Annotated in this window: 13 protein-coding genes and 1 riboswitch; of the genes, 5 read left to right on the top strand and 8 right to left on the bottom strand. The window is 72.0% G+C overall.

The genetic code is table 11. The features are described from left to right. The first annotated feature begins 86 nt into the window (after positions 1–86). Positions 87–1148 carry a trypsin-like serine protease gene (locus KALB_RS32935; RefSeq protein WP_025359935.1) on the top strand — a complete coding sequence of 354 codons (1062 nt, stop codon included), beginning with the start codon at positions 87–89 and terminating at the stop codon, positions 1146–1148. Positions 1149–1160: 12 nt separating this feature from the next. Next, positions 1161–2309 (top strand): S53 family peptidase, encoded by a 1149-nt coding sequence (locus KALB_RS32940; RefSeq protein WP_025359936.1) that lies wholly within the window; start codon positions 1161–1163, stop codon positions 2307–2309. Between the two features lie 18 nt (positions 2310–2327). Here KALB_RS32940 and KALB_RS32945 read toward each other — a convergent pair whose 3' ends face one another. The 3 genes from KALB_RS32945 to KALB_RS32955 form a co-directional block, all read right to left on the bottom strand. Next, positions 2328–2849 carry a regulatory protein RecX gene (locus KALB_RS32945; protein WP_148309986.1) on the bottom strand — a complete coding sequence of 174 codons (522 nt, stop codon included), beginning with the start codon at positions 2847–2849 and terminating at the stop codon, positions 2328–2330. Between the two features lie 10 nt (positions 2850–2859). Next, positions 2860–3903 carry a recombinase RecA gene (gene recA / locus KALB_RS32950; protein ID WP_025359938.1) on the bottom strand — a complete coding sequence of 348 codons (1044 nt, stop codon included), beginning with the start codon at positions 3901–3903 and terminating at the stop codon, positions 2860–2862. A gap of 175 nt (positions 3904–4078) precedes the next feature. Then, complete coding sequence (locus tag KALB_RS32955) at positions 4079–4273, bottom strand: DUF3046 domain-containing protein (RefSeq protein WP_025359939.1); 195 nt, start codon at positions 4271–4273, stop codon at positions 4079–4081. Between the two features lie 619 nt (positions 4274–4892). On the opposite strand from KALB_RS32955, the gene KALB_RS32960 reads away from it, so the two are divergent. Together KALB_RS32960 and KALB_RS32965 are read left to right on the top strand one after the other, a co-directional pair. Then, entirely contained in the window at positions 4893–5483 is a 591-nt protein-coding gene (locus KALB_RS32960) for a cyclodeaminase/cyclohydrolase family protein (RefSeq protein ID WP_025359940.1), read from the top strand. Next, complete coding sequence (locus tag KALB_RS32965; protein WP_025359941.1) at positions 5480–6301, top strand: bifunctional 5,10-methylenetetrahydrofolate dehydrogenase/5,10-methenyltetrahydrofolate cyclohydrolase; 822 nt, start codon at positions 5480–5482, stop codon at positions 6299–6301. The genes KALB_RS32960 and KALB_RS32965 overlap by 4 nt, the downstream gene beginning before the upstream one ends. A gap of 44 nt (positions 6302–6345) precedes the next feature. On the opposite strand, the gene KALB_RS32970 is transcribed toward KALB_RS32965, so the two are convergent. Both KALB_RS32970 and KALB_RS32975 read right to left on the bottom strand, forming a co-directional pair. Beyond that, on the bottom strand, positions 6346–7080 hold the full coding sequence (locus KALB_RS32970) for a CbtA family protein (RefSeq protein ID WP_025359942.1): 735 nt from the start codon (positions 7078–7080) through the stop codon (positions 6346–6348). Positions 7081–7099: 19 nt separating this feature from the next. Further along, on the bottom strand, positions 7100–7315 hold the full coding sequence (locus KALB_RS32975; RefSeq protein WP_025359943.1) for a CbtB domain-containing protein: 216 nt from the start codon (positions 7313–7315) through the stop codon (positions 7100–7102). 29 nt (positions 7316–7344) lie between these two features. After that, positions 7345–7486: riboswitch (cobalamin riboswitch) on the bottom strand. 41 nt (positions 7487–7527) lie between these two features. On the opposite strand from KALB_RS32975, the gene KALB_RS32980 reads away from it, so the two are divergent. Beyond that, on the top strand, positions 7528–8100 hold the full coding sequence (locus KALB_RS32980; protein ID WP_236650074.1) for a histidine phosphatase family protein: 573 nt from the start codon (positions 7528–7530) through the stop codon (positions 8098–8100). A gap of 101 nt (positions 8101–8201) precedes the next feature. On the opposite strand, the gene KALB_RS32985 is transcribed toward KALB_RS32980, so the two are convergent. The 3 genes from KALB_RS32985 to KALB_RS32995 all read right to left on the bottom strand — a co-directional run bounded on the left by KALB_RS32985 (position 8202) and on the right by KALB_RS32995 (position 13437). Next, entirely contained in the window at positions 8202–10187 is a 1986-nt protein-coding gene (locus KALB_RS32985; protein ID WP_025359945.1) for a glycoside hydrolase family 32 protein, read from the bottom strand. A gap of 131 nt (positions 10188–10318) precedes the next feature. Beyond that, positions 10319–11566 carry an MFS transporter gene (locus tag KALB_RS32990; RefSeq protein WP_236650075.1) on the bottom strand — a complete coding sequence of 416 codons (1248 nt, stop codon included), beginning with the start codon at positions 11564–11566 and terminating at the stop codon, positions 10319–10321. A 44-nt stretch (positions 11567–11610) separates the two neighbouring features. Further along, complete coding sequence (locus tag KALB_RS32995; RefSeq protein WP_025359947.1) at positions 11611–13437, bottom strand: Hsp70 family protein; 1827 nt, start codon at positions 13435–13437, stop codon at positions 11611–11613. Positions 13438–13450: the final 13 nt, after the last annotated feature.

Here is a 13450-nt window from a genome sequence, read left to right on the forward strand (position 1 = left end):
CTCTACGTAGCGATGCCCGGATTGTTCCGTACGCCCCTCCGGCCCAAGAGTGCAAGCAGCACGCCCTGCCCCGGAGAGGACCCAGCATGTCGAAGACACCAGTGGTCGCCGCCCTCGTGGTAACCGCCCTGCTCGCCCCCGTCGTGGCCGCACAGGCGGCGACCCCCGCCTTCCGCGGTGGCGAGAAGGCCTCGGTGAAGGACTACCCGTTCATCATCGCCGGAGAACGCGAAGGCGGTACCCGACCCCAGGGCCAGACCTGCACCGGCTCGGTGGTCGCGCCCCGCAAGATCCTCATCGCCGCGCACTGCAAGGCCGCCGAGGGCGAGAAGTCCTTCGTGTACGGCCTGGACGACCTCAACGCCAGCGGTGGCTTCCGCACCAAGGTGGTCGACTACAAGACCCACCCGAAGTACGTCAACTTCGACCAGGGCTACGACGTGGCCGTGGTGACCACCGCGGACGACATCCCGGTGCCCGGCGGGGCCTACGCCAAGGTGGCCACCTCAGCCGACACCGAGCTGAACAAGCCCGGCAAGACCGGGCTCGGCCTGGGCTACGGCAAGAAGGACGTGGACGACTCCGCCAAGGACGTCACCCTGGAGAAGGCCAGCCTGCCCATCGTGGACCCGAGCACCTGCACCGGGGTCGGCAACGGGGTACAGGCCGCGACGATGATCTGCGCGGGCTACTCCGACGGGCACGTGTCGATCCTGCCCGGGGACAGCGGCGGCCCGCTGGTGGTGGACGGCAAGATCGTCGGCGTGGCCTCGTGGAGCCGCAGCGACTTCTTCTGGTACAGCATCTACGGTCGGCTCAACAACGACATGGGCGACTGGGTCAAGCAGCAGATCGACGGCGGCGACCCCACCGGCACGCCCAGTGCCAGCTTCACCGCCCAGTGCCAGAGCACCTGCAAGTTCGACGGCAGCGCCTCCTCCGCGGACGGCGCCACGATCAGCTCCTACGCGTGGGACTTCGGTGACGGGCAGACCGGGACCGGTGTGAGCACCACTCACACCTATCCCGCGCGCTCCGGCACGTACTCCGCCACCCTGAAGGTGACCACGGACAAGGGCAAGACCGACTCCATGAGCAGGAAGATCACCTGCTTCGGGTTCGGCAGCCAGCCGCTCTGCTTCGCCTGAGGAGGAGCCGCCATGCCAGCCAGGTACGCCACGCTGACAGCCGCGATCACCGTGCTGTCACTGACCACCGGGCTGGCCCCGGCCGCGGCCGTGCAGCAGTCGGACTGCACGGCCGCGGCCCACGGGCACGCCACCTGCCAGGCCGTGACCACCCCCGGCCCCACGGCAGCGCCGCACGGACTCACCCCCGCCGACCTGCGGGCCGCCTACCAGCTGCCCGAGGGCGGGGCGGGGGTCACGGTGGCGGTGGTGGACGCGGGCGGCAACGCACGCGCCGAATCGGACCTGGCCACCTACCGCAGGCAGTTCGGCCTGCCCGCCTGCGGCACCGCCGACGGCTGCCTGCGCATCGTCGACCAGCGCGGCGGCACCGCCCTGCCCGCCCCGGTACCCGGCGGCTGGCCCATGGAGATCTCACTGGACCTCGACGCCGTGTCGGCCGCCTGCCCGCGGTGCCACCTGCTGCTGGTCGAGGCGGACACCAGCGCCGACACCGACCTGTACACCGCCGAGGACACCGCCCTGCGACTGGGCGCCCGGCTGATCTCCAACAGCTGGCTTTCCGACGTGCCGGACAAGCCCGCCGAGATCGACAAGCACTTCGCCTACTCCGGCGTGCTCTTCGCCTTCGCCACCGGCGACGAGGGCTACCGCCAGCCCGGCAACTACCCGGCCAGCTCCCCCTACACACTCGCCGTCGGCGGCACCACGCTGCGCCGAACCCCCAGCGGCTGGGCGGAGTCGGCCTGGTCCGGGGCCGGTTCGGGCTGTGCCACCGGCGGCCCGGCCCCCGCCTGGCAGACCGCCCTCACCTCGGCCTGCGGGGGCCTGCGGACCAGTTCGGACGTGTCGGCCGTCGGCGACCCCGCCACCGGGCTCGCCGTCTACAACACCGCCACGGCGCACGGCTGGCAGGTCGTCGGCGGCACCAGCCTGTCCACCCCGCTGGTCACCGCCATGTACGCCCTGGCGGGCGGCGTGCCCCCGGCCACCGAGCGGCCCGCCGCGTACCCGTACCGGCACCCGGGCGCGCTCACCGATGTCACCAGCGGCAGCAACGGCGGTTGTGGTGCGCCGCTGTGCCAGGCAGGTCCCGGTTGGGACGGCCCCACCGGGCTGGGCAGCCCGCTGGGCAAGGGGGTCACCGCTTTCACCCCGTGAGGCTCGGTCGAACTCCGCTCAGTCGAACTCCGCTGCCCCGTCCGCGCCGCCGAGTTCCTCGCGCACCACCCGGATCGCCAGGCCCTCGGAGTAGCCCTTGCGGGCCAGCACCCCGACCAGCCTGCGCAGCTTGGTGGTCTCGTCCACCGAACCCAGGGAGCCCATGCGCTTGCGCACCAGTTCCCTGGCCCGCTCCCGCTCGTCCTCTTCGTCCACCGCCGAGGCGGCCTCCGCCGCCACCGAGTCGGCGACGCCCTTGCGCCGCAGCTCCGCGACCAGCGCCCGGCGGGACAGCCCGCGATGGGTGTGCCGCGAGCGCACCCACTCCTCGGCGAAGGCCGCGTCGTCGAGCAGGCCGGCCCGGTCGAGGCGGCCGAGCACCAGCTCGGCCACCTCCTCGGGGATCTCCCGCTTCGTCATGGCCTGGCGCAGTTCCTCGCGGGACCTGGCGCGCACGGTCAACTGCCGCACGCACAGGTCCTGCGCCTTGCGCACCAGGTCGACGCCCTTCTCAGGTGGCAGCTCGGCCGGGTCCTCGATCACGAGCCGCTCAGAAGTCGACCGGGGCGGGAGCAGCGGCGTCGGCGTCCACCTGCGCGCCGATACCCATCTTCTCCTGGATCTTCTTCTCCACCTCGTTGGCCACGTCCGGGTTCTCCAGCAGGAAGCGGCGGGCGTTCTCCTTGCCCTGGCCCAGCTGGTCGCCGTCGTAGGTGTACCAGGCGCCGGACTTGCGCAGGATGCCCTGCTCCACGCCCATGTCGATGAGCGAGCCCTCACGGCTGATGCCGTGGCCGTAGAGGATGTCGAACTCGGCCTGCTTGAACGGCGGGGCGACCTTGTTCTTCACGACCTTGACACGGGTCCGGTTGCCCACCGCGTCCCCGCTGTCCTTCAGGGTCTCGATGCGGCGCACGTCCAGCCGGACCGAGGCGTAGAACTTCAGCGCCTTGCCACCGGTCGTGGTCTCCGGCGAGCCGAACATGACGCCGATCTTCTCGCGCAGCTGGTTGATGAAGATGGCGGTCGTGCCGGAGTTGTTCAGGGCGCTGGTCATCTTGCGCAGGGCCTGGCTCATCAGGCGGGCCTGCAGACCCACGTGGTTGTCGCCCATCTCGCCCTCGATCTCGGCGCGGGGCACCAGGGCGGCCACCGAGTCGATCACCAGGATGTCCAGCGCGCCCGAGCGCACCAGCATGTCGGCGATCTCCAGGGCCTGCTCACCGGTGTCCGGCTGGGAGACCAGCAGCGCGTCGGTGTCCACCCCGAGCGCCTTGGCGTAGTCGGGGTCCAGCGCGTGCTCGGCGTCGACGAAGGCGGCGATGCCGCCCGCGCGCTGGGCGTTGGCCACCGCGTGCAGGGCGACCGTGGTCTTACCGGAGGACTCCGGGCCGTACACCTCGATGATGCGGCCGCGGGGCAGGCCGCCGATGCCCAGCGCGACGTCGAGCGCGATGGAGCCGGTCGGGATCACCTTGATCGGCTCGCGGCGCTCCTCGCCGAGGCGCATCACCGAGCCCTTGCCGAAGTTCTTGTCGATCTGGGCCAGGGCCAGTTCGAGTGCCTTGTCCTTGTCCGGTGCTGCTGGTGCCATGGGAAGTCCACCTCGGTTGTCTGTCTGGCCGGCCCTGGGAGGAGCTGGTGCCCCGGCCGCCGTGGGTTGTCGGGACCGACGCTACGGGGAGGGTCTGACAAGTGGCGGCGAGCCGAGGGGCCCCAGGCTAGCCGAACACCTGTTCGAGTGCGAAACCGACACGCCGCACCCGGGTTCAGCGGCGCTCGGCGGGCACGTCGAAGGCGTCACAGACGGCCTGCCACACCCTCTTGGCGTCCAGCCCGGCCTCCAGCGCCTCGTCGGCGGTGCGGCCGCCCAGCGCGGCGAACACGTGGTCGCGCGCGAGCATCTCGGACCTGACCTCGCCGAACTCCTCAGCCATGCGGCGGCGGAACACAGTCATGCGCATCGTGACCGAGCCTACGCCGAGAGCAATTTGCGAAAAAGTTGGGCCCAGGGTCTTCCCCTCACGCCCACAAGCGCTATTCTTGTCTTGGGCCCGTGATCCCCCCGACGCTAAGGCAGTCGAAAGTCACGGCAGAAGCGCCGTAGTCGACCCCCAGGGCTGCGGCGCTTCTCTATGTCTGCGACATGACCAGCCCCGGTGATAACACCACCACGCTCCGCGTGAGGGCTGCGGCGCTTCTCTATGTCTGCGGCCAGTCATAACACCACCACGCTCCGCATACGACCTGCGGCGCTTCCCTATGCCCTGGACACGGCCACAACGCGTTTCCCTTCCGTGACCAATTCATGATCGATTCGGACGGTGCGCCCGTGACCAGCCACGACACCCGGGCCCGATTCCCGTGATTGACCATTGGCCAGGGATTCGCCCACATCGTGGACGCCCGTTCGACCGCGCAATAGCGATTCCGGGATGGCCACCGCCGCGCGATGTCACCCATCGCGCTCGGGAGGTCACTGTGCAGTTCGGCCCGTTCACCCCCATCCGGGTTTCGACGCGTTCGGCAGCGGCCCCCGTCGGCGGGAACTGCCCGGCGCGGTGTGGGCCTAACCTGATCCCCATGCGGGATCAGACGATCGGGGACTGGCTGGACCAGCTGGCTTCCCGGGCTCCCGCGCCCGGTGGGGGCGCGGTGGCCGCGATGCACACGGCGATGGCGGCCGGGCTCGTCGAGATGGTGTGCAACCTGACCATCGGCAAGCCCAGGTACGCCGAACACGAGCCCACGATGCTCGGTGCGCTACGAGAGGCGGGCCAGTGCCGTGCCGAGGCGGTGGAGCTGGCCGAACGGGACGCGGCGGCGTTCACCGCGGTCACCACGGCCTACAGACTGCCCAAGGAGGACGAGCGGGACAGGGCGGTGCGCGGGGAGCGCATCCAGCAGGCGCTGCGTGCGGCCGCCGAAGTACCGCTACGCACCGCCGAGGTGGCCGAGCGGGTGCTGGAACTGGCCGGGAGGATCAGGCGGGGTGCCAACGTGAACGTGCTTTCCGACGTGGACGTGGCCGAGCACTCCGCGCGGGCGGCGCTGGCCTCGGCCGTGGTCAACGTGGAGGTCAACCTGGCCGCGATGACCGACCAGGCGGCACGGGCCGAGCTGGCCGCCGAGGTGTCGCGGATCGGGCGGGTGCTGGAAGGGGTGCGGGCATGACGCTGATCGACGGGCGGAGCGTGGCAGCCGCGATCCGGACCCAGGTCGCCGAGGACGCGGCCGAGCTGCGGGCGGCGGGGACCACGCCGACCCTGGCGATCCTGGTGCCCACCGATGACGAGGCCACGGCCTGGTACGTGCGCTCCATCGTGCGCACGGCCGAGAAGGTGGGCGTCTCGGTGCGGGTCGTGGAGCGCTCGCAGGACGTGGGCGGGGCGCTGCGCGAGCTGTCCGCCGACCCCGAGGTGCACGGCATCATCTGCCAGACCCCGCTGCCCGAGGGCATGACCCTGGACGAGGTGGGGCTGCACATCGACGTGCGCAAGGACGTGGACGGGGCGAACCCGACCAGCGTGGGGCGGCTCGCGGTGGGCCTGCCCGCCTTCGCCCCGGCCACCGCGCAGGCCGTGGTGGAGCTGCTGCGCGCGCACGGCACCCCGCTGGCGAGCGCGGACGTGGTGGTGGTCGGCCGCAGCACCGTGGTGGGCAAGCCCGCCGCCCTGCTGCTGCTCGCGGAGAACGCGACGGTCACCGTGTGCCACTCGCACACGAAGGAACTGGCCGCGCAGACCAGCCGGGCGGACGTGCTGGTCGCCTGCGTGGGGCGGCCGGAGATGCTGGGCGCCGAGCACGTGCGGCCGGGGGCCGTGGTGATCGACGTGGGCACGAACCCGACCGCCGACGGCGGCCTGGTCGGGGACGTGCAGACCGCGGCGGTGGAGCCGATCGCCAGCGCGGTGACCCCGGTGCCCGGCGGGGTGGGGCCGGTGACCACGGCGCTGCTGCTGCGCAACGTGATCGCGGCGGCCGGTCAGTGAGTGCGTGCGGCCCCACCGGCTGGTGGGGCCGCACCCACCGGGTGCTACACCGGCTGGGCCGTGAGCTGGGACTCGGTGCGCAGCTTGCGCTGCACGAGCGCACCGAACAGCAGGCCGATGGTCGCCCACATGACCAGCTGCGTGCCCAGCGAGACGACCCGGAAGTTCCACAGCAGTGCCGCCGGGAACTCCTTGGGCACCTCGTTGATGGCGGGCAGCAGCAGCTGCACCACCGCGACCGCCACCACGAAGGCCAGCACCGCGACCAGCGCGGCGTTCCAGGTGCCAAGGCCGGGCAGCAGCCTGCGGCCCAGGTAGGTCGCGGCCACCGCCAACCCGATGGACAGCACCACCATCAGGAAGTACGCGCCGGTGCGCTCCCCGATGGTGTCCGGATTGCCCACCGAGGGCGGGTTGGCGGGGTACTTCAGGAACGGGACCACGAACGCCGACAGGTAACCGGCCAGGGCCAGCAGCAGCGAGGTGGACCTGGCGCTGATCCGGCCGAGCCGCCCGTAGGCGATGGCGAAGGCCAGCGCGAACAGGCCACCGAAGGCGATGGCGTAGAGCAGCACGCCGGTGGCCAGGCCCAGCGTGCTCTGCACGCCCCGGCTGACCAGCTCCGGCTCGGCCGCCTCACCGGCAGCGGCCGCCTCGGCGGACTCGAAGTCGATGGCCGAACCGACCAGGGGCTCACCCAGCAGCCAGGTGAACACCAGTGCGAGCACACCGGCCGCGAGACCGGCGAGCATGCCCCGCACCAGAAGGGTTCTCATCATGGTTGTGCGCTCCCCCGGCTCAGTGGCAGGGGAAGCCGAGCAGGTGCCTGCCGTCGTGCACGAACTCGTGCACGTAGTGGCCGGAGACCAGCGAGGTGGCGCCCTGCTCGGCGCCGACGAAGTAGAGCAGGACAACGGCGAGCACCCCGATGAACACTGCCCAGGGCAGCACTTCGCGGAGTGGGATCCGGACGGGGATGGGAATGGCGATCGGTGAGGGTGAGGCGATGCTCACGGGAACCTCCTTGGGCTTGCGCGACCCACTAGTTGGTGCTCACGACGACGGAGTGTCTGACTCACGGCCACCTCGGCTGAGGTGGACCGCACACAGTGGCGCGACCGTGCCGGGATCTCACCGGCTTACTCCGTTACGTCGATCGAGCGGACCGTAGTCAGCGTGTGAAGCCAGTGTCAATCAGCCGACCAGGTTGGGAGAGCATGGTCACCATGAACCGGATCTTCCTGATCAGCCACGGGGCCACCGAAGCGGTCCGTGAGGCACGCTTCGCCGATGACGAATCCCTCTGCGGGACAACGGATCCACTGGAAACGCCGTCCCGTGTGGACGAGGTGCGGTGCGGGCCCGAACGCCGTTGTCTCGAAACGGCAACGGTTCTCGGTCTCACCCCGGTGACCGACCCCGGGTTGTCGGATCTGGACTGCGGCTCGTGGCGGGGGCGCGCGCTGGCGGAGGTGCAGGAACAGGACCCCGCCGGGCTGATGGCGTGGCTGTCCGATCCGGACGCGGACGCGCACGGCGGCGAGACGGTGCGGCAACTGCTGGCCAGGGTCGGCTCCTGGCTGGACTGCTTGCCGGACAGGGGAAGGATAGTCGCGATCACCTCGCCCTCGGTGGTCCGCGCCGCGATTGTGCACTGCGTGCAAGCTCCTCCCGCCTCGTTCTGGCGCTTCGACGTGGCCCCGCTGACGCTGACCCACCTCTACGGCGGACCGGGGCGGTGGACCCTGCGCGAGACCGGCCACCCGCTGCCCCCTGCTCGCACGGCCCCACCCTCGTAGGCGGCGAGCAGGGCGCCCTCTCGATGAGGATCGGATCCCAACGACAGCAAGGAGTTCCGCCCGCCGTCAGCCCGCACCCGTTGGAGCGGAACGACTCGGGACTACCAGGCGCTGGTCATCGCCCAGGCCTCGGTGGGCAGCAGGCGCGCCTCCCCGCCGGTGGCGAACGCGGTGACACCGGTGGACTGCGTGTAGCGCGGATAGACCCGCGCGGTGAGTGACCTGCCGTCCCCGGTGAACACCTCGATCGAGGACCGGTCGGTCAGCACGCGCAGGTTCAGCCGCCCCTGCGCGTCGGGCGCCGAGGTCACGTGCGACACCGAACCCTGGCCGTAACCGGAATTCCTCGTGTCGAGGACGAGTTGCCGGGTGGCGGGCTCATAACTGAGGATCACTCGCTCCGCGCTGCTGGCGAACAGGGTGAGCCCGAGCGTGGTGGCGCTGGACCGGCTGAGGTCGAAGCCGGTCCGGAGGTCCAGCGAGGCGCCGTCGGCGATCGGCACCGGCGCGGCGGTGGGCACCGCGGTCCCGCCGCGCCGCGCGAGCTGTGTGCCGTGCAGGCGGTCGAGCTGGCTGACGGGTGCCGAACCCAGGGTGCCGTCCGGTCGCACCGACAGCTGCCGGGTGATCGTCTCGGCCTGGGACCAGCCGTCCAGCCGGTTGGGGTCGAACGCGTCCCCGTTGTTCATCCACCCCACCAGCAGCGGGCGGCCGGAGGAGTCGGTGAACGCCTGTGCCGCGTAGAAGTTCGGGCCGCTGTCCAACTGCCCGGACGCGGTGGGGGTGAAGGTGGAACCGGTGAAGTCGCCGAGGAAGTAGTGCTCGCCGCCGTTGGTGGAGACCAGCAGCGCCCAGCGGCCGTCGACCTGGATCAGGTTGGGGCACTCCCACATCCCGCCGGTGGAGCCGTCGCCACTGAGCAGCACGCCCCGGTAGGTCCACGCCCGCAGATCCGGCGAGGAGTACAGCAGCACCTTGCCCGCGCCGCCGTGCCCGGAGCCGAGGACCATCTTCCACAGCCCGTCGTGCGGGTCCCGGAACACCTTCGGGTCGCGGAACCCCGCCTCGGCCTCGGCGGGCGGGCCGGGGATGACTGGGTTGCCCGCGCCGGGGGTGAAGGTGGTGCCGTCGGTGCTCGTGGCGGACCAGACCTGTTCGCGGATCGCGCCCGGGTGCGCCGCGGTGTCGGTGTAGTGGGTGTAGAACAGCCGCAGCGCGCCGTTGTCCGCCACCGCGCTGCCGGACCACTCCCCGGTGGTGTCGGACGGACCGGCCGGCGCGGGCGGGGTGAGCGCGACCGGGGCGTTGGTCCAGTGCACGGAGTCCGGGGACTGGGCGTGTGCCCAGTGCATCGGCCCCCAGAACGGGCTGGCCGGGTTGAACTGCGCGAAGAGCTGGTAGGTGCCCCGCCACTGGATCAGGCCGACCGGGTCGTTGATCCAGCCCTGGTACGGCGTGTAGTGGTACTGCGGGCGCAGCGGGTCCACCGCGTAGCGCGCGGCCGCCGGACCCTCGGTCGGGCCTGGCTGGTTGGCGGAGCCGAGCCGGACGGAGGTCAGGCCGTTGCCCGCGTCCCCGACCGCGCTGGTGCGCACGTCGTCCAGGTTGAGGTGCCCCCACTGGCCGGTGGCCTCGTCCACCACCTCCAGGTACACGGCCTGCCCTCGCACCTCGCTGGTGTCCCAGGTGATCCGGGCGAGTTGCTCGCTGTTGTAACCGGTCTGCCGGTCCAGCACCGCGCCGTCGGCGGCCCGCACCAGGGCGACGTGGAGGTGCTGCGGATCGTAACCCCCGGCGATGAGGAAGCTGAGGTGGTCGGTGGCGGTGAACACCGAGGACCGGGCGATGCCGGTGGCGGTGTCCTGGTGGGCGAGGTAGCCGGACAGGAAGCAGGTGCCGTGCTGGTCGTAGGTGCCGCCCCACCACGTGGTCGCGGAGGACACGGTGAACGCGGAGCCGGTGAGCGTCCAGCCGCCGGTGTCACAGGTTTCGAAGTCGGCGTTGGCCGGTACGGACGCCGTCGGGGCACCGGCGAGGGCCAGGGTCATCGCGGTGGCGAACGCGAGGCAGGAGCTGGGCAGGTGCATGTCTCCTCCTGGGCGGCGGCGAAGGACTCGACGAGTCGACCATCGGCGGCTGCCCGACCACTGCCAGGGCAGCATGGCACAGCGGTCGACGGGGAGGCGAGGTTCCCGGGCCGCAGGAACGATTCCACTGTTCAGCGGGCGGGCCGCAGCGTGGTGAGCACGCTGGCCATCAGCACCGGTAGCGCGAGGAAGCCCAGCAACAGGCCCAGCGCCGGGTAGGACCAGGCCTGCACGACCACGCCCGCGGCCAGCCCGCCCAGCGCGCCACCCGCGTTCATCAGCAGGTCGGACAGTCCCTGGGCGGCCTGGCGCAGCGGGGCGGGCACCGACTCGGTGAGCAGCGCCGAACCGGCGACCACCCCGGCCGACCAGCCCGCTCCGAGCACGGCCATGCCCACCGCCAACTGCGGGGCCTCGTGCGAGTCCGCCATGCCGCAGACGCCCGCCGCCGCGACGACCAGGGCCGCGCCCACGGCGAGCACCGGCATGCGGCCCAGCCGGTCGGCCAGCCAGCCGAACAGCGGGCTGCCCGCGTACATGGCGGCCACGTGCAGGCTGATCACCACGCCGACCACGGTGAGCGAGGAGCCGGTGTGCTGCATCTGCACCGGGGTCATCGACATCATGCCGACCATCGCGGTGTTGCACAGGGTCACACCGAGCAGGGCGAGTCGGGCGGACGGGCTGAGCACACGCAGCATGGACCACCGCACCGGCTCGGCGGGAATGGTGGAACCGGTTACCCCGCAACAGGAATCGCCGATCGCGGCGGGCACGGTGCCCACCGGCATGAGCGGGTCGGCGCGCAACCCGAGCGCGATGCCCGCCGCCGCGAGGGCGAACACGGCCGCGGCGAGCAGGAAGGGGCCGCCGTCACCGGCGAACCGGGTCGCGGGCTCGACGAGGTTGGGACCTGCCACGGCACCCAGGGTGGTCGACCAGACCACAGTGGACAGTGTGGCGGCGCGGTGCGCCGGGGCGGCGAGGTCGGTGGCGGCGAAGCGGGCGGCCAGGGTGGCCGAGGTCCCGCCGCCGAACGGCACGAGCGCGGCCAGCAACAGGGGCCAGGAACGCAGCTGCACCGCGAGCGCGGCCACAGCACCACCGAACGCACCGGTGGCGTACGCGACGAGCAGTGCGCGTCTTCGCCCGTACCGGGTGGACAGGGTGGCGACCACGAGGGCGAGTCCCGCGGCGCCCAACGCGGTCGCGGTCGCGCCGAGCCCACCGACCACAGTGGACTCCGACAGGGAGGTGGTGACCAGGACTGCCACGGCGACACCGAGACCGACCCCCGCGGCGCCGAACACCTGGGTGCACACCAGAACGGACAACACCCGGCGCTGGGCCGGGTGCACCATCGCGGCCGGGCGGTTCACGCGGTTGATCGTCACACGGTGCGCGGCGCGGCAGGTAGCGCCATTCAGGTACCGGGCTGGACGTTCTGCTCGAAGTAGTCCGCGACCGCGTTGGCGGTCAACGAGTCCGGGGCTGAGGTCACGGCGGTGGTCAGCACGCCAACGAGCGGCTGGTCCTTGACGGTGAACACCAGCACGCCGACCCCGCTGGCGACCACCGAGCGGTAGCTGCCCGCCAGGCCGTTGCCCTTCCAGTCGGCGCCAACCTGGTTGCTGGCGGCGTATCCGTCCAGCAGCGCCTTGACCTTGGCCGCCGCCTCCTCCGCGGACTTGGCCTGCTGGTAGACCACGGTGTGCGTGCCGTCGGAGCCGCCGAGGCGACAGGTGGCGGCGGCGCCGGTGAGCCCGGACAGCCCGACCGCGCCGCCGTCGTAGCCGCCGTTGCAGTCCGCCTTGTCCGCCACGGCACCGGCGAGTTGCCGCAGGCAGCCCGGCACGCCCTTGCCCTCGGTCGAGGTGCAGTCCGCTCCGGTCCCGCCCCGGAGCAGGACGAAACCGCCGACCCCGAGCAGTGCGAGCACCACCACGGCGGCCACCGACAGCAAGGCGGCCTTCGGCAGGCGCTTGCGCGAAGGCGTCTGCTGCTGCGGCGCCTGATACTGCGGGTGCTGGAACTGGGGCTGCTGCGGGAACTGCTGCGGCGGGGTGGCCGGGAACTGGGCCTGGGCCAGGAAGCGGTCGCTGTCCGGGTACTGCTGCCGCGGCACGGGCTGGGACGGCGGAGCCTGCTGCGGGGCGGTGAACCCCGCGGTGCGCACGGCCATCCCGGCGCGGGGCACGTGGTGCGCACCGAGCGCGACGGCGGTCTCGGGCTGGTCCAGGCTGACCGGCACGACCCGCAGCCGCTCCGCGATCAGCGTGGCCACCAGCGGGATGCGGCTGGAGCCACCGACCAGGTACACCCCGGCCAGCGACTGCGGGGCCAGGCCGGTGGCGGCGATCGTGGCGCCCAGCAACTCGGTGCTGCGCAGCACGCTGGGCCGGATCAGCGCCTCCAGCTCGGGGCGGGTGACCAGCACGTCGTGGAAGGGCTCGGGCATGGGCACCTCGGTCTGCGGGTGCCGGGACAGCGTCTCCTTGGCGGCCCGCACGTCCTCCCACAGCGAGCGCCGCGCCCTGCGGTCGGCGGTGGACTCCGGGCGCAGCAGGCGCTGCCAGCCCGGGGCGTCGCGGTGCGAGACCTGGCGGCCGACGTACTCCATCAGCGCCTGGTCCACGTCCAGCCCACCGAGGTCGGGCAGCCCGTCCTCGGCGAGCACGGTGAACCCGCTCTGGTCCACGCCGACCACCGCCACGTCGAAGGTGCCCGCGCCCAGGTCGTAGACGGCCAGCGCCTGGCCGGGAGCGAGCATTCCGTGCGAGGAGGCGAAGTGCGCCGCGGCGGCCACCGGCTCGGGCACCAGCACGAGCTCGCCGGTGATGCCCGCCAGCCGCGCGGAGGACAGCAGGGCGTTGCGCCGGGGCGTGCCCCACTGCGCGGGGTGGGTGAGCCGGACCTGCTCGGGCGCGGCCCCGCCGAGCTGGCGGCAGGTCTCGGTGAGGACCCGGCGCAGCACGGCGGCGAGCACCTCGTTGACCGGCACCACCGAGGTGCCCAGCAACAGGGTGCCCTCGTCGATGCGGCGCTTGGGGTTGGGCTCGAACCGCGAGGGGTCCAGCCGGGCGCTGCGCTCGGCGTCGCGGCCGACGAGGATGGTGCCGTCCTCGGCGGCGAACACCGCGGAGGGCATGGTGGCGGCCCCGTCGACCTCCACCACCCTGGGCGCCCGGTCCTGCGCGCGCAGCACGGCCACCGTGTTGGACGTGCCCAGATCCACCGACAGAACGTTCACCGTTGCCCCCTCA

The organism is Kutzneria viridogrisea DSM 43870, assembly GCF_000525635.1.
Taxonomy (GTDB): Bacteria; Actinomycetota; Actinomycetes; order Mycobacteriales; family Pseudonocardiaceae; genus Kutzneria; species Kutzneria viridogrisea.